We start from the raw sequence: 16,860 nt of genomic DNA, 5'->3' as shown, positions 1-16,860 counted from the left end.
ATATGAAACTCAATAAACTAACCTGTGCAATAAGCCTGGCGGCCAGTAGTCTGCTGCTGGGTGGCGGCCTTGTCGAGGCCTCCAGTCATCGCGAGGCGCCGTTCATCACTGAGATGCCCAAGGTGGACGGCACCGATTTTTATATGTTCAGGAGTTACGAAACGGGCAGGGAAGGCTTCGTCACCTGGGTGGCCAATTATCAGCCCCTGCAAGATCCCTACGGCGGACCCAATTACTTCACCATGGATTCCGACGCGCTGTATGAAATCCACATAGACAATAACGGTAACGCCAAGGAAGACATCACCTTTCAATTCCGCTTTCAGAACACTCTGAAAGATACCCAGTTGAATGTCGGCGGCAAGAACGTTTCCATCCCGTTGGTTAATTCCAGTTCCATCGCAGTGGGCAATACTGCCGCCCTCAACGTGACGGAGTCCTACACCGTTAAAATCGTGCGCGGCGACCGGCGTACGGGCAATGTCCAGGACATTACTAACGCCGCCGACGGCAGCAAGACCTTCGCCAAGCCGGTGGACAATATCGGCAACAAATCCATCCCGGATTATGCGGCCTACGCGGCCTCGCATGTCTACAACATCAATATCCCCGGGTGTTCCACCGCGGCCCGGATGTTTGTCGGGCAACGCAAGGATCCGTTCGTGGTCAACCTGGGTGAGATCTTCGATCTCATCAACACCAATCCGATAGGCCCGGAGAATGCCGAGGACGACCTGCTTGCGGATGCCAATGTCACTTCGTTAATTCTGGAGGCGCCCATAGCTTGCCTGACCAATGGCACGGAACCAGTAATTGGTGCATGGACGACCGCCAGTTTGCGGCAAGGAAGGCTGGTGAATTCCAGCCCGAACTTTGATGCCCCGGCCAAAGAGGGCGGCGCATGGACGCAGGTGTCACGACTGGGCAGCCCTTTGGTCAATGAGCTGGTGATTGGGCTCAAGGACAAGAACAAGTTCAACGCCTCTAAACCGGAGAAGGACGGCCAGTTCGCCGACTATGTGACCAATCCCACGCTGCCGGCGATAGTAGAGATTCTCTATCCCATCGCACCCGCACCTACGTTGTTCCCCCGCAGTGATCTGGTAGCGGCATTTCTTACGGGCATCAACACACCCGCGACCGGCAATCTCAACCAGCCGGCCAATGTGGTGGCCTCCGAGATGTTGCGCCTGAACACGGCTGTTGCCCCCACACCTCGCGCCAGTCAAAACCGTTTGGGCGTGATTGCCGGCGATAATGCAGGCTTTCCCAATGGGCGTCGTCCCGGAGACGATATCGTGGATATCGAACTGCGTGTCGCGCAAGGCGGACTGATTGCGTTGGGGCTGTACGGCACCAACGGTAGCGGCGGGACGGTGAATCAGGCGCCGGCCGGCGGAGCGGCGATCACCGACGGCGCATTCGTGGACGCCAGCGTATTTGGCAATGCCTTCCCCTATCTGAACACGCCTATTCCCGGTTCACCTGAAGCCGGTACGCCTTGATTCAGGCTTATCAGGAGGGTTAATCATGAAAACAAAAAATTTACTGCTGGTCGGCATAGCGCTTTTAGCGGCAGGCTGTGGTGGCGGTGGAGGCGGAGACACCGCCACCGGCGATGCCTTCACCAACGCCGTGCGCGACGTAGTGGCGAACGCACCGGACAATACCGAGCCGGTGTCGGTGGACGGCTTCACCGCCACCCAGCCGGATAATACCGAGCCGGAGGCGCTGTAAACAACTTTTATATACTGCCAAGCGGGATGGTCGCAAGACCATCCCGCCAGCAAGCCGGGACTGATATGTTGAACCGCAAGCAGATTACCGCATGGCTTATCGTGGTGTCTGGAGGTTTGGGATGCGCCGTTAATGTTTTGGCGGCGCCTTATATTCCTGCGGATGACGCGCAGGTGCTGGAGCGCTTGCGTGCGCAGGCGGGCGATCCGGTCATCCGTGAGTTGCGCGCGTTGCGCACACACCTGACAGAACAACCGGATGATTTGCCACTCGCCACGCAGCTTGCCAGACGTTACATCGAGTACGGCCGCGCCGAGGCCGATCCGCGTTATTACGGTTATGCGGAGGCGGCGCTCAAGCCGTGGCTGGACATCGCCGATCCGCCTATTGCCGTGTTACTGCTGCGCGCTACCTTGCGCCAAGCACGTCATGACTTCAGCGGCGCACTGCACGATCTCTCGCAGATTCTGAAGATAGCACCTAATGATGCCCAGGCGTGGCTGACCAAGGCGTCGCTGGAACAGGTACAGGGAAATTACTCCGAGGCAAGAAAAAGTTGTATAAAGCTGTTACGCCTCGCTTCGGAACTTACCACGGTGGCTTGCGTGAGCGGTGTGGGGAGCTATACCGGACAGGCGGATAAGAGTTATCGGCTGTTGCAAGAGGTCTTCGCCAAGTATCCGCAAGCGAGTAGTGCAGAGCGGCTGTGGGTGTTGACATCGTTGGCCGAGATCGCGGCGCGGCTGGGTGATGCGCAGGCTGCGGAAAGTCACTTCAGGCAGGCCCTGCAATTGAAGGTGCGCGACAGTTATCTGCTCGGCGCCTATGCCGATTTTTTACTCGATCAGGAACGACCGTCCGAGGTGATTACTTCATTAAAGGATGAGACACGCGCGGACGGCCTGCTGCTGAGACTGACGTTGGCGGAGCAGGCGCTCAATGCCGCGAATCTGGACGAACACATCGAATCCCTGCGTGCCCGTTTCGCTGCAAGCCGTCTGCGTGGCGACACGGTGCATCGGCGCGAGGAAGCCCGCTTTACCCTGTATTTACTCAAGCAACCCCAAGAGGCCCTGCGCCTGGCGCAGGAAAATTGGGTGGTGCAGCGTGAACCGGCGGATGCACGCATCTTGCTCGAAGCTGCGATCGCGGCCAAGAACAAGTCCGCTGCCCAGCCCGTATTGGATTGGCTCAGCCGGACACGCCTGGAATATATACAGTTGCAGGGTTTAAAACAAAATCCGCTGTTTTCGAGCATCCAAGGTCCAGGATGCTGCGATGCAAGAGTCGCGGATTAATTTACAACATCATCTATTCGCCAAGGAGATACCGTGAACAACGTGCAAATTGTGCAGCAGGGCTATGTGGATTTCTCTCAGGGTAATATCGAGGGCATATTAAACGTCATGTCGGATGACGTTGTCTGGATTGACCCGGGATACCCTGACATTCCCTATGCCGGCAACCTTAAAGGCAGGGTCCAAGTCGGTGAGTTTTTTAAAAAAATGGATGCAGCCGCCGTGTATACGAAATTCGAGCCGCGATCATACATCGCCCAGGGGGATCAGGTCGTGGCGCTCGGATTTTTCGCCGGATATTCAAAGGCGACACAGAAGACGTTTGAAAGCGACTGGGCTATGGTGTGGACGTTCAAGAACGGCAAGGTGATGCACCTCGAAATCTTCGTGGACACCAATACTATCGCCAAGGCATATCGTTAGCTCCTCAACTTTGCAATGGGTATGCAACGAACTAAGCGGAAGACAGGTTGCACTGTTGCCGGGCTCCTGCTCCTGCTTTTGTCATTCTCAGTCCAAGCCCATAAACCCAGCGACAGTTATCTCAGCCTGTCGGTGCAGGGTGCATACATCAGCGGCCAGTGGGATATTGCGCTGCGCGATCTCGATTACGCCATCGGCCTCGACAGTAACGACGACGGACAGATTACCTGGGGTGAACTACGTAAACGACATTCGGAGATTGCCGCGTATGCCTTGCCACGCCTTCAATTGCGTGCCGAGGGCGCTTTATGCACCAGCCGGATCAGCGAGCATTGGGTGGACAATCACAGCGATGGAGCCTATGCAGTATTGAAATTTTCTGCAAAGTGCCCCACCCCGCCCGATCACCTCGAATTGGCTTATAGCCTATTCTCCGAGCTAGACCCGCAGCACAAAGGCTTGCTTAATCTCCAATACCACGGTCTTGTCAGAACCGCCATTTTTGGTGTTGAAAAACCCTTGCAGAGCTTTGAACTCGCCAGCACAAATCCCTGGCGCCAGTTTCTCGATTTTGTGCGCGAAGGGATATGGCATATCTGGATCGGCTATGATCATATTCTGTTTTTACTGGCGCTGCTGTTGCCTGCCGTACTCCGGCGCAAGGCAGGTTTATGGATCGCCGTCGCCGATTTTCGCGACGCAGGCTGGAATGTCCTGAAGATCGTCACGGCCTTTACGATCGCGCACTCGATCACCTTAAGCCTGGCGGCATTGGGCATCATCCAATTGCCGTCACGACTGGTGGAATCCACCATCGCGGCATCCATCGTGGTCGGGGCGGTCAACAACATCAGGCCTGTGATTCATACGCGCCTGTGGATGGTGGCGTTTGTATTTGGTCTGATTCATGGATTCGGTTTTGCCAGCGTGCTCACCGATTTGCATCTGCCTCAAGGGGCGCTGCTCAGGTCGCTGGTGGGATTTAATATCGGTGTGGAGCTCGGCCAGTTGGCCATCGTGGCATTGTTCCTGCCACTGGCTTTTTTATTGCGCGGCACTTCTCTATACCAGCGTTACACGCTCTGTCTGGGTTCGTTTGCCATTGCAGTGCTAGCGGCCGTCTGGATGGCGGAAAGGCTCTTTGAATTTAAGGTGCTGCCGGTATAAATCATCACAGCTTTTGCAAGCATTCCAAATAGGCTGCCTCATCCGGCAGCTTGTTTTCACGTTGCGCGCGCCAGATGATTTCCCCAAGGCATTCCGCCATGTGATGCTCGACCTCGTGCGGATCACCGTATTTCCCGAGTAACTTCCGATACACCTGGGTAATCCCGTGGGGTCGGTTACTGCTCAGTTGTTCCCGTAAGGCGATGTGCATGGCCATGTGTAAAAAGGGATTGATCTCTCCAAACTCGGGCAAGTAATCCTTGGCGAGTGCGGCATCAGGCTGTTCCAGCATGGGATGATATTCGGGATGCTCAGCGATAATGGCCGCCACCATCTCCTCGATGGGTTCCATGGGAGCGCTGGTCAGGCGTTTATTCCAGCTATCAATAAAAAGCTGGCGGAGCTGTTCGCGATTCTGGCCGAAAAACACGATGTTTATTCCGGGGTCTTGTCTTTGTATTCACAAAGATCGGCAATCACACACTGAGGGCAACGCGGTCTTCGAGCGGTACACACGTAACGTCCGTGCAGTATAAGCCAGTGATGTGCATCGTGGCGAAATTCAGGGGGGACAAATTTATTGAGCTTGTCTTCCACTTGACGTACTGTTTTTCCCGGCGCGAGACCGGTGCGGTTGGCGACGCGGAAGATGTGCGTATCCACCGCGATGGTCGGTTCGCCAAAGGCGGTGTTGAGGATCACGTTGGCCGTTTTGCGGCCTGCGCCAGGTAATGCCTCAAGTTCTTCACGGGTGCTCGGCACTTGACCCTGATGACGTTCAATCAACAGTTTACAGGTCTTGATGATGTTGGCCGCCTTGCTGTTGTAGAGGCCGATGGTCTTGATGTATTTCTTGAGCCCCCTTTCCCCCAGCTTGAGCATGGCCTGCGGCGTGTCGGCGGCCTGGAAGAGCTCGCCAGTAGCTTTATTCACGCTCACGTCAGTCGCTTGTGCGGAGAGAATAACGGAGACGAGCAATTCAAATGGCGAGGTGTAGCGTAATTCGGTAGTGGGCTTGGGATTGGCGGCCTTGAGGCGCGTAAAAATTTCGTGCCGCTTTTGCGGATTCATGAGGGGACAGCCGAATGAACTCGCCCTATACCGCAATCAAGCGCCGGCAAGAAGCCGAGATAGTGGTCATGAGGGTGATCGTCCACTCTGGGCTAGTTGCGGCCGGCCATCACACCGCCGTCTACGTCCCAGACCGCCCCGGTGACCCAAGAGGCCTTATCCGACAACAGGAAACAGATGGTTTCCGCTACATCAACAGGCTTGCCGATACGGCCGATGGGATGGAATTTATCAAATCCATGCAATGCCGCCTTGACCTGACTAGGCTCGATGAACGACTCGTAAATGGGTGTCTCAACTACGGCCGGAGCGACGGCGTTGACTCGTATGCCAAAGGCTCCCAGCTCCATGGCCAGGTGTTGAGTGAGACTATGCAGCCCCGCCTTGGCCATCGAATAGGCTGACGACGGCGTGGCCAACACTGCTTGATGCGCCCACATCGAGCCGATGTTGACGATGGAACCTGCGATGCCCCGATCCACCATTTTTTGCGCGACGGCCTGAGTGATAAAAAACAATCCCTTGTTGAGATCCAGATATTTGTCGTAATCCTCGGGGCTGTGCTCAAGAAATTTCTTGGGCGTAAACACGCCCGCGGCGTTAACGAGATAATCGAACCCTTCTTCGGCCGCCAGCATGCTAGTAAGTCGCTGCAGGTCAGCAGGCTGCGTGATATCCGCCTTTATGCCTACTATCTTGCCCAAGGCGCCCAGACTGTTGCGAGCGCTGTTGATCTTGTCTTGATTTTTACCAACCAGCGTTACGGCAGCGCCTTGGTTGAGTAACAATTTTGCGACTTCCAATCCGATGCCGCTGGTTCCGCCTACGATGAGTGCATTTTTTGCCATGACTTTATTCTCCTGTCGTACAGTTGCGTAAAGTTTAGCTACCCGCGCAGCCCTCTTACTTCACCCGCATGCCGGGTTGCGCACCGGCATGCGGTTCCAATATCCACAAGTCCTTACCGCCCGGCCCGGCGGCCAGCACCATACCTTCGGAGACGCCGAACTTCATCTTGCGCGGTGCGAGATTCGCCACCATCACCGTGAGCTTGCCTTCCAAATCGGCGGGTTTATAAGCGGATTTAATGCCGGCGAACACGATGCGCGGTTTTCCCTCGCCGATGTCGAGCGTGAGCTTCAACAGTTTTTCCGCACCCTCGACATCTTCCGCTTTGACAATGCGTGCGATGCGAAGATCAATCTTGGCGAAGTCGTCAATACTGATCATGTTCCCCTCTCCCTCCGGGAGAGGGGAGATTGGTCGCAGACCTTCTTGACTCTCAGCGAGCATGCCTTCGACTTGTTTCGGGTCAATACGGGTCATGAGGTGCTGGTAAGGTTTGATTGTTATGGGGGAGTGATTTAGGTCATCCCATTTCAATTCATCAGGGATATTACAAAAGCTTGCGACTTTTTTCGATAGCTCGGGCAGTATCGGAGTCAAATAGATGGTTAACATGTAAAATGCAATACAGCAGTCGCTGCATACGTCATGCAATTTTGTCTTCTGCGACGGGTCTTTGGCCAGTTCCCAAGGTTTATTTTTGTCGAAATATTGGTTAATGTGGTCAGCCGCTTTCATTACCGCACGCAGAACCTTGCTGTATTCCCTCTGTTCATAGGCCTCAGCAATTTCATCTGCCACGCCAGCGCTTACCAGTGCGCAAATTCGGTTAGTATGCTCACCTTGATAATAGGCCTCTGATAAAACACCATTGAAGTGTTTGGTCAGAAATCCCGCGGTCCGGCTCGCAATATTGATGTATTTCCCGATCAGATCGCTATTGACCCGCGCCACGAAATCATCGAAGTTTAGATCAATATCCTCCATCGTGCTATTGAGCTTGGTGGCGTAGTAATAGCGCAGATACTCCGGGTTCAGATGATCCAAATACGTGCGCGCGGTGATGAAGGTGCCGCGTGACTTGGACATCTTTTGGCCGTTCACGGTGAGAAATCCGTGGGCGTATATAGCGGTGGGTTTGCGATAACCTGAGCCTTCCAGCATCGCGGGCCAGAACAAGGCGTGAAAATATAAAATATCTTTGCCGATGAAGTGATAGAGTTCGGCGTCGCTGCCTTCGCTCCAATAGGCGTCGAAGTTGATGCCCTTCCGTTCGCAATAGTTTTTGAAACTCGCCATGTAGCCGACGGGCGCGTCGAGCCAGACGTAAAAATATTTGCCGGGCGCGCCGGGGATCTCAAAACCGAAGTAGGGCGCGTCACGTGAGATGTCCCAGTCCTGCAAGCCCGCCGTGAACCACTCGTCGAGCTTGTTCGCCACCTCGGATTGCACGTGACGCGGCTGCGTGATATCCGGAAACAACCAGGTGCGTAAAGAATCTTCAAAATCACCGAGCCTGAAGAAATAGTGCTCGGATTCTTTTTCGACAGGCTTGGCGCCGGAGAGCACCGAGACCGGATTTTTCAAATCCGTGGGCGAATAGGTCGCGCCGCATGCCTCGCAACTGTCGCCATACTGATCTTTGGCTCCGCAACGCGGGCATTCACCTTTGATGAAGCGATCGGGTAGGAACAGGTTTTTGACCGGGTCGTAGGCCTGTTTGATGACCCGTTGGGTGATGTGGCTGTTGGCGCGCAACTTCTGATAGATGTCGCGCACAAAGAACTCGTTTTCCGGCGAGTGCGTGGAGTAGTAGTTATCAAATTCGACGCCGAAGTCCTGGAAGTCCGCCAGGTGTTCCCGGTTCATGCGTTCGATCAACGCCTCGGGCGCAATGCCTTCCTGTTCGGCGCGCAGCATGATGGGCGTGCCGTGGGCGTCGTCGGCGCAGACGTAAGTGCAGTCATGGCCGCGCATCTTCTGGAAACGCACCCAGATGTCGGTCTGGATGTATTCCACCAGGTGGCCGAGGTGAATGGGCCCGTTGGCATAGGGCAGGGCGCTGGTGACGAGTATTCGGCGTTTGGAGTCCATGGAAAGCAGATTTTATGGTGAGGTGGGCATGCTTGTTCTATAATTATATGTTTAGTAGAACGAAAAGGACACCAAACGGTGTCGAGAGTTGGCCTGGAGGCTGAGTATTACATGGCAGATGTTTCACAGTTACAGGTTGAGACGGCACTTAAAGAGGTGATAGATCCTTATCTGGGCAAGGATCTGGTCTCTGCTGCGGCCATAAAAAATATCGTTATAGAGGGTGATAGGGTCAAGGTCGAGGTGCTGCTGGGCTATCCCGCCAAGGGCTATCAGGATGAGCTGGCGGGAGAGATCAAGCGGCGCGTCGGGGCGATTAGCGGTGTCGCTGAGGTGAGCGCCGTCATTTCCTCCAAGGTCATCCCTCACGCCGTGCAGAAGGGGGTAAAGCCGCTTAAGTCCGTCAAAAATATCATCGCCGTGGCCTCCGGGAAGGGCGGGGTAGGCAAGTCCACCACTGCCGTGAATATTGCCTTGGCCTTGATGGCCGAAGGCGGGAGCGTTGGTATTTTGGATGCCGACATCTACGGCCCCAGTCAACCGCGCATGTTGGGGGGGCACGACAAGCCCGTTTCGAAGGACGGTAAAAGCATGGAGCCGGTGATGCGGCACGGCATTCAGTCCATGTCCATCGGGTATTTGATAGACGAAGAAACGCCCATGATCTGGCGCGGGCCGATGGTGACGACGGCGTTGGAGCAACTGTTCAATGATACGCAGTGGAGGGATCTGGATTATCTGGTGATTGATCTCCCGCCCGGCACCGGCGACATTCAACTGACTCTTTCACAGAAGATACCCGTGAGCGGCGCGTTGATCGTGACCACGCCGCAGGACATTGCCTTGCTGGATGCCCGTAAGGCGCTCAAGATGTTCGAGAAGGTTGCGGTGCCCGTGCTCGGCATCATCGAGAATATGAGCACGCATATTTGCAGTCAATGCGGCCACGAAGAACACATCTTCGGCGCGGGCGGCGGCGAACGTATGGCCAAGCAATACAACGTGGACATGCTGGGCGCCTTGCCGCTCGACATCAGCATCCGTGAAAACGCCGACGACGGCCATCCCAGTGTGGTTGCCGATCCGGAAGGACGCATTGCCAGGATGTACCGCGAGATTGCGCGCAAGGTGGCGGCCAAGCTTTCGTTACAGGCCAAGGATTACAGCGGCAAGTTTCCCAATATTGTGATACAGAATACTTGAACTACAGATACAAGATACAAGAGAAAAGATACAAGTAAACCCTTCATTCCGAGAGAGCATACATGTTAGAGGCAGAAATACGTGCAATATCACCCCAGGTTTGGTTTTTTTTCTAACTTGTATCTTGTATCTTTGCTCTTGTATCTGATTCTATGAGCATTAAATCAGACAAATGGATCCGCGAGATGGCGGAGAAGCACGGCATGATAGAGCCGTTCGAGCGCCACCAGGTGCGCGAGAATGGGGCAGGGCGGGTGGTGTCATACGGCACGTCCAGTTATGGGTACGATATCCGCTGCGCCGATGAGTTCAAGATCTTTACCAACATCAACTCGGCGATTGTGGACCCCAAGAATTTCGATTCCAACAGCTTCGTGGATCTCAAGTCGGACGTCTGCATCATCCCGCCCAATTCCTTCGCCCTGGCGCGCACGGTGGAGTATTTCCGCATCCCGCGCAATGTGCTCACGATTTGTTTGGGCAAGTCTACGTATGCGCGCTGTGGCATTATTGTCAATGTCACGCCGCTGGAGCCGGAGTGGGAAGGACATGTTACACTGGAGTTCTCCAACACTTCGCCGCTGCCCGCCAAGGTGTACGCCAATGAGGGTGTGGCGCAGGTGATCTTTTTCGAGTCGGACGAGGTATGCGAGACCTCTTACAGGGATAGGGGAGGGAAGTATCAGGGACAGAAGGGTGTGACGTTGCCTAAGACGTGATGTAGGGCCGAATTCATTCGGCCGCCGTGGATGCGAATGAATTCGCACCTACAAAATGGTGCCGAGGAGAGGACTTGAACCTCCACGGGGTTACCCCCACTAACACCTGAAGCTAGCGCGTCTACCAATTCCGCCACCCCGGCTTGTACCGGCCCGAATTCAAAGCTTACCATAATCCGCGCCCTTAAGCCGCGCACTTTACCGCAGTGAGAACATTTTATCAATGAAGAAAAAAACCACCGGGCCGTCAGGCCAAACCCCATCAGACCCCCACGCAACGCGCGAGGCGCGCAAATACGAGCGCCCCATCGTCAGCCGGGAATTTATATTGCAATATTTGGCGGAACACGGTGCTTCGCTGACCTTTGGCAATCTCGCCGGTGAGTTAGGGATCACCGACGAAACCGACCTGGAGGCCCTGCGCCGCCGCCTCAAGGCCATGGAGCGCGATGGCCAATTGGTTCGCAACCGCCGTGAGGGTTACGGGGTGGCCGCCAAGATGGATCTTATCCAGGGGCGGGTGATCGGCCACCCGGATGGCTACGGTTTTCTGGCGCCGGATGAAGGCGGGGGGGATTTGTTCCTCTCTGCGAAAGAGATGCGCGTCCTGTTCGACGGCGACCGCGCCGTGGTGCGCGTGTCCGGTGTGGATCGGCGCGGCCGCCGCGAGGGCGCGGTGGTGGAGGTGTTGGAGCGGAACACGACTCAAGTCGTAGGACGCTTTTATCTCGAAAAGGGGGTCGGCTTCGTGATTCCCAATAATAAGCGCATCAGCCAGGATATCGTCATACCGGCCGATCAGCAGGGCGATGCCAAGCATGGCCAGATCGTCGTGGCCGAGATCATTACCCAGCCGAGCCTGCACAGCCAGCCGATCGGCAAGGTGGTTGAGATTCTGGGCGACCACATGGCGCCGGGCATGGAGATTGACATCGCGCTGCGCGTCTACGATCTGCCGCAGGTCTGGCCGCCCGAGGTCGAGGCAGAGATCGCGCCGCTGGGGACCAAAGTGCCGGAACCCGCCAAGCACGGCCGGGAAGATGTCCGTGACATCCCGCTGGTGACCATAGACGGCGTGGACGCCAGAGACTTTGACGACGCCGTGTTCTGCGAGCGGCAAGGCAAGGGTTGGCGGCTGCTGGTGGCGATTGCCGATGTGTCTTCGTATGTCAGGCACGGTACGGCGCTGGATCGCGCCGCCTTCGAGCGCGGCAATTCGGTGTACTTCCCGGAGCGGGTTATCCCCATGTTGCCGGAAATCCTCTCGAACGGCCTGTGTTCGATCAATCCCGATACCGATCGCTTGTGCATGGTCTGTGAGATGTCCATAGACGATACGGGCAGGGTGAAAAAATACCGCTTCTTTGAGGGCCTCATGCGTTCCCACGCACGGCTTACCTACGATCAGGTGGCGGCCATGCTGGTTGAGCGTGACCAGACCTTACGGGCGCGTTATCGGCCGCTCGTCCCGCACCTGGAAGGGCTTCATGCCTTGTACAAGGCGTTACGCGTGCGGCGCGAGGCGCGCGGTGCGATTGATTTTGAGACCATCGAAACCCGCATCGTCTTCGGACTCGGAAAAAAGATCGAAGAGATCGTACCGGTGGTGCGCAATGATGCGCACCGTATCATTGAAGAGTGCATGGTGGCGGCCAACGTCGCTGCGGCCGAGTTTCTGCTTGAGCGCAAAATACCGGCCCTCTACAGGGTGCACCAAGGCCCCACTGGCGAAAAGCTCGATGATCTCAGGGGCTTCCTTGCCGAGCTTGGATTGAATCTGGGGGGTGGCGATAATCCGGAGCCCAAGCACTACGCAAAATTGCTGGCCTCCATTCAGCAGCGCCCTGATCTGTATTTAATCCAAACGGTGTTGCTGCGCAGCCTGAGGCAGGCGGTCTATAGCCCGGAGAATATCGGCCACTTCGGTTTGGCCTATGAGGCCTACACCCATTTTACTTCGCCGATACGCCGCTATCCCGATTTGCTGGTGCACCGCGCCATTCGTCATCTGCTGGCCGGAAAACCTGCTGCGGAGTTCGACTACACTCCGGCAATGATGTTGAGCTACGGCGAGCACTGTTCCATGACCGAGCGCCGCGCCGATGAGGCGACGCGAGACGCGGTGGATTGGCTTAAGTGCGAGTACATGATGGACAAGGTCGGCCAGGAGTTCGATGGGCTGATAACCGGGGTGACCGGCTTCGGCGTGTTTGTCATGCTCAAGGATATTTACGTCGAGGGCCTGGTGCACGTGACGGCCCTTGGCAACGACTATTATCACTTCGACTATGCCAAGCACCGGCTTTCGGGCGAGCGCACGGGCGTGGTCTACCGCCTCGGCGACCCCCTCAGGGTAAAGGTCATGCGCGTGGGTCTCGATGACAAAAAGATAGACTTTGAGCTTGTCGAGCAGGGGCGCAAAAAGAGTAAATCCAAACGGCGCGCCTCCAGATAGCCGCTGCGGTCGGAAAAACAGCACCCTGTCTCAGATGAAAACCCGGGAACGAGTGGGCTATATAATATTCATATAAAACAGTTCATTATCACTATTAGTTAATGTGAAGTATGGATCACAGCCCGCAAAACTTGCGGGTGGGGTTCAATTCAGGAACAATATCAATACTATACTTGACGGGCGCGGAGGTAAGGCATGACTATTCAATCCATTCCCATCAAGGTCAACCTTGCCAACCTGAAGGCCTCATGTTCGGCGTGCACGCTGCACGAGCTATGTCTGCCGATGGGTTTGAGCTTGGACGACACGGAGTTAGTGGACAAGATCATCAATAACCGCCGCAAATTTTTGCGTGGCGATTATCTATATCGGGCGGGCGACAGCTTCCGGTCTCTCTATGCCATCCGCAACGGCTTTTTCAAAATGTCTGAGTTGGACGAGGACGGTTGCGAAAAAATCACCGGTTTTTACATGGCGGGTGAACTGTTGGGGATGGATGCCATCAGCGACGACCGGCACCATTATCATGTCGTCGCCCTGGAAGACAGCATGGTGTGCGAGATCCCCTTTGCTGACCTTGAGCATTTGACAAGCACGATTCCTGCGCTGCAGCACCATTTCCATAAAATCATGAGCCGTGAAATAGTGGCCGACCAAGGCCACATGCTGCTGCTCAGCAAGATGAAGGCGGAGCAGCGCTTGGCGGCCTTTTTGTTGAACCTGTCGCAGCGTCTTGGGGCGCGCGGCTATTCGCCCACTCATTTCTATCTGCGCATGACCCGCGAAGAGATCGGCAATTATCTCGGGCTAACCCTGGAGACCATCAGCCGCACCTTCACCCATTTTCAGCAGGAAGGGCTGATGACCGTACATCATCGCGATGTCGAGTTGCATGATCTGCTCCGGCTGAAGGGTATGCTGAACCATTACTAGGCAGATTACTGCTACGCCAGTCACCCCCAGCTTGTCACGATAAATACGCTGAGCCCCCATCCTTGGGAACCCAGCTTGAACGTTGTCCTCTCCCGGCCTTGCAATGGGCATCTCTATAAAAAAACAATGGATGCTCCGCAAAGTGTTTGTTCCCCTGCCTTTCTTCCTCAATTCGCGGTTAAAAAATATCTGACGGCTAAAATAGGAACTTTGATTTAGATCAAACAAGATTCAAGTATTTATTCCGGATGCCGGTAAGGGTGGCAGAATTCAACTATGCGTATTTGAGTTGAAGTTGAAGCCATGCCCAAGACTACCTTTTATGATGTTTCAGAAGAAGCCTGCCGGCTATTGCGCCGCGGGCTTGTTAATCACCCCTCGTGGAACATACGGTTCATCAGCGACTCGCTGGATATCCACAATGCCGTATTGGCGGAAAACAGCGAAGTAGTGTCTGTATTGGGTAACAGTCGCATCACGGCAGAGATCATAAACAAGCTGCCGGCACTGCGCCTGCTGGCGACACGTTCAACAGGTTTTGACCATATTGATCTCAAGGCGGCGGCTCAGCGCAGTATTCTTGTGTGCAGTGCACCGGACTACGGTTTTATTACGATTGCGGAATATACACTGGGACTGCTGCTCGTGTTGATGCGACGGCTGGCGGCCACCCTGCGCCGGACACGGCACGGTGATTTTTCCAGGACGGGACTTACCGGCTACGATCTACATGGTAAAACGCTGGGCCTCATCGGTACCGGCCGGATAGGCGCCCGCGTTGCTTACCTGGCTCATGCCTTCGGGATGCACGTGCTGGCCTGTGACCCGGTGCCAAATTTGGCCCTGTGCCGGGATTGCGGGGTGGTGTATCTTGCCCTCGATGAGTTGCTGCCGAAGGTGGATGCGCTCAGCCTGCATGTGCCCTATACAGAGGCCACGCACCATCTGCTCAATGAAGAGCGGTTGCGCATGCTTAAACCGGGCGTGGTGTTGGTGAACACCGCACGCGGCGGCATCGTGGACAGCCGCGCGCTGGCGCGCCTCCAGGCCGAAGGTCATTTCGGCGGGCTCGCGCTGGATTGTTTCGAGGGCGAGGAAGTCTGGATCAACGCGCATGCCCCGCTGCTGCCGAGTCTCGCCTCTGTGCAACTCGAGCAGGCATTGAACAGCTTTCAAATGCAACTCGGCGAGAATGTGATTCTGACTCCGCACAACGCCTTTAATTCAAAGGAGGCATTGCAGAGGTTGCTGCAAACCACGCTGGAAAATATCGAGGCATTCTTTGCCGGAAATCCCAAGAATCTGGTGCAGCTGATGTCTCAAACTAATCCCACGTCTGAAATCTCACCGCTCATGCCCGCAGGTTCTGGATGATGTGCCCCACCGTGAACGTGTTCTTGGCCGCCTGCCCCATTAGAAGGCGATTCAGACTCTACCGATAAACCTGATCCGGTTAATGTCAAAAACACTGAAAATCATCCTCCTCGCCGTCGGCGGGCTCGTTGGGCTCCTCATCCTCGTCGCAGTGGTACTGCTTCTTTTCGTGGATGCCAATGCCTACAAGCCCCAGTTGGAGATGGCCGCCTCCAAAGCCTCGGGGATGGAAGTTCACATCGAGGATAGACTGGAGATAGGTTTCTTCCCGTCCTTCCACGTCACGCTGAGTGACGTGCACATCCGGAACCGGGGGGCAGACATCGCCTCCGCGAAGGAAGCCAGTCTTGAGATCGCTCTCCTCCCTCTTCTCCACAAGGAAGTTCGGATCGGAAGGATCGCGTTGAAACGCCCCAGGATCTCCATCGAGCGAGACCGCGAAGGTAAGTTCAACTTCGAAAAACCGGAGGAGGCCGGAGGGACGTTCCCTGCCCTGGACTTGGCGAAAGTTTCTCTCTCGGATGGAACTCTCCTCTACGCGGACAAACAATCCGGGGAAGGATTCGAGGCCGGAGACTGCAGCCTGGACGTGAGCCGCCTGCGGCTCTCGCGAGGGAAAAGTTCGGACCTCTTGAAGTACCTTTCCCTTACGGCGGAGTTCGCCTGCGGGGAGATCCGGACAAAGGACTTCGCGGCGTCCGACTTGAAATTCTCGGTCGACGGGAAGGATGGGGTCTTCGACCTCAAGCCGGTCACGATGCGAATCTTCGGCGGGCAGGGATTGGGAAACATCCGGGCGGACTTTTCGGGGCCCGTTCCTCTCTTCCACGCCCGCTACTCCCTGTCGGGGTTCCGTTTCGAGGAGTTCCTCAAGGCCCCGTCACCGAAGAAGGTCGCGGAAGGGGCGATGGACTTCTCCGCGAACCTGTCGATGCAGGGAAAGACCGCGAACGAGATGAAGCGCACCACGGATGGAGAGTTCTCCCTTCGGGGTGAGAACCTCACGCTCGCCGGCACCGATCTCGACCGCGAGCTCTCCCGGTTTGAGTCCAGCCAGAACTTTAACCTCGTGGACGTAGGCGCCGTCTTCTTCGCCGGTCCCTTCGGCCTGGCGGTCACGAAGGGGTACGGCTTCGCGAGCATCTTCCAGGGATCGGGGGGCAGCAGCAGGATCCGCAAGCTCGTCTCCGACTGGAAGGTCGAGCGCGGCGTGGCGCAGGCGAAGGACGTGGCGATGGCGACGAACGAAAACCGGATCGCCCTCAAGGGAAGGCTCGATTTCGTCAACGAACGGTTCGACGACGTGACCGTGGCGCTGATTGACGGAAAGGGGTGCCCCAAGGTGCAGCAGAAGATCCGCGGCCCCTTCCGGAAACCGGTGGTGGAGAAGCCGAGCGTCCTGATGTCCCTCGCGGGGCCGGTGCTTGAGCTGCTCAAGCAGACGAGGGGCCTCTTCGATGGCGGGCGCTGCGAAGTGTTCTACGCCGGCTCGGTGGCGCCGCCGAAATGAAGTCAGGTGGGCACGTAGCATGTGCCCACG

14 protein-coding genes, 1 tRNA gene and 1 pseudogene are annotated in these 16,860 nt (G+C 56.0%); 11 read left to right on the top strand and 5 right to left on the bottom strand.

Translation table 11 applies throughout. The features are described from left to right. The first annotated feature begins 2 nt into the window (after positions 1–2). From HY028_09435 to HY028_09415, 5 genes and pseudogenes are all read left to right on the top strand, one after another. On the top strand, positions 3–1,505 hold the full coding sequence (locus HY028_09435) for a DUF4331 domain-containing protein (protein ID MBI3345055.1): 1,503 nt from the start codon (positions 3–5) through the stop codon (positions 1,503–1,505). A gap of 22 nt (positions 1,506–1,527) precedes the next feature. Next, positions 1,528–1,611, top strand: a pseudogene (locus HY028_09430) (DUF3298 domain-containing protein). Between the two features lie 191 nt (positions 1,612–1,802). Next, the gene (locus HY028_09425) at positions 1,803–3,035 is read left to right on the top strand and encodes a hypothetical protein (GenBank protein ID MBI3345054.1); all 1,233 of its coding nucleotides are present in this window, start codon (positions 1,803–1,805) and stop codon (positions 3,033–3,035) included. 33 nt (positions 3,036–3,068) lie between these two features. Then, positions 3,069–3,458 carry a nuclear transport factor 2 family protein gene (locus HY028_09420; GenBank protein ID MBI3345053.1) on the top strand — a complete coding sequence of 130 codons (390 nt, stop codon included), beginning with the start codon at positions 3,069–3,071 and terminating at the stop codon, positions 3,456–3,458. Between the two features lie 21 nt (positions 3,459–3,479). Next, entirely contained in the window at positions 3,480–4,625 is a 1,146-nt protein-coding gene (locus HY028_09415; protein MBI3345052.1) for a HupE/UreJ family protein, read from the top strand. 4 nt (positions 4,626–4,629) lie between these two features. On the opposite strand, the gene HY028_09410 is transcribed toward HY028_09415, so the two are convergent. The 4 genes from HY028_09410 to metG form a co-directional block, all read right to left on the bottom strand. Beyond that, positions 4,630–5,055 carry a DUF1841 family protein gene (locus tag HY028_09410; GenBank protein MBI3345051.1) on the bottom strand — a complete coding sequence of 142 codons (426 nt, stop codon included), beginning with the start codon at positions 5,053–5,055 and terminating at the stop codon, positions 4,630–4,632. Positions 5,056–5,060: 5 nt separating this feature from the next. Further along, positions 5,061–5,696 (bottom strand): endonuclease III, encoded by a 636-nt coding sequence (nth, locus tag HY028_09405; protein MBI3345050.1) that lies wholly within the window; start codon positions 5,694–5,696, stop codon positions 5,061–5,063. Positions 5,697–5,788: 92 nt separating this feature from the next. Further along, positions 5,789–6,544: an SDR family oxidoreductase gene (locus HY028_09400; GenBank protein MBI3345049.1), complete on the bottom strand. Its 756-nt coding sequence runs from the start codon at positions 6,542–6,544 to the stop codon at positions 5,789–5,791. Positions 6,545–6,599: 55 nt separating this feature from the next. After that, complete coding sequence (gene metG, locus HY028_09395) at positions 6,600–8,636, bottom strand: methionine--tRNA ligase (protein MBI3345048.1); 2,037 nt, start codon at positions 8,634–8,636, stop codon at positions 6,600–6,602. Between the two features lie 111 nt (positions 8,637–8,747). Between metG and apbC the strand changes: the two genes are divergently transcribed. Then, positions 8,748–9,839, top strand: a complete 1,092-nt coding sequence (gene apbC / locus HY028_09390; GenBank protein MBI3345047.1) for an iron-sulfur cluster carrier protein ApbC — start codon at positions 8,748–8,750, stop codon at positions 9,837–9,839. Positions 9,840–9,991: 152 nt separating this feature from the next. Beyond that, positions 9,992–10,558: a dCTP deaminase gene (locus HY028_09385; GenBank protein ID MBI3345046.1), complete on the top strand. Its 567-nt coding sequence runs from the start codon at positions 9,992–9,994 to the stop codon at positions 10,556–10,558. 56 nt (positions 10,559–10,614) lie between these two features. Here the strand turns inward: HY028_09385 and HY028_09380 are convergent. Beyond that, a tRNA-Leu gene (locus tag HY028_09380) sits at positions 10,615–10,701 on the bottom strand. Positions 10,702–10,781: 80 nt separating this feature from the next. Between HY028_09380 and rnr the strand changes: the two genes are divergently transcribed. The 4 genes from rnr to HY028_09360 all read left to right on the top strand — a co-directional run bounded on the left by rnr (position 10,782) and on the right by HY028_09360 (position 16,830). Next, the gene (gene rnr / locus HY028_09375; protein ID MBI3345045.1) at positions 10,782–13,013 is read left to right on the top strand and encodes a ribonuclease R; all 2,232 of its coding nucleotides are present in this window, start codon (positions 10,782–10,784) and stop codon (positions 13,011–13,013) included. A gap of 195 nt (positions 13,014–13,208) precedes the next feature. Then, a complete protein-coding gene (gene fnr, locus HY028_09370) occupies positions 13,209–13,946 on the top strand; it encodes a fumarate/nitrate reduction transcriptional regulator Fnr (GenBank protein ID MBI3345044.1) in 738 nt (245 codons plus the stop codon). Between the two features lie 303 nt (positions 13,947–14,249). Further along, positions 14,250–15,320: a hydroxyacid dehydrogenase gene (locus HY028_09365; GenBank protein ID MBI3345043.1), complete on the top strand. Its 1,071-nt coding sequence runs from the start codon at positions 14,250–14,252 to the stop codon at positions 15,318–15,320. An 82-nt stretch (positions 15,321–15,402) separates the two neighbouring features. Continuing rightward, a complete protein-coding gene (locus HY028_09360; protein ID MBI3345042.1) occupies positions 15,403–16,830 on the top strand; it encodes an AsmA family protein in 1,428 nt (475 codons plus the stop codon). The last annotated feature ends 30 nt before the right edge of the window (positions 16,831–16,860 follow it).

It is taken from the genome of Gammaproteobacteria bacterium, from assembly GCA_016195665.1.
Classification (GTDB): domain Bacteria; phylum Pseudomonadota; class Gammaproteobacteria; order SURF-13; family SURF-13; genus JACPZD01.
The sequence above is the reverse complement of the archived record's forward strand: the minus strand, read 5'-3'. Positions and strand labels throughout refer to the sequence as shown.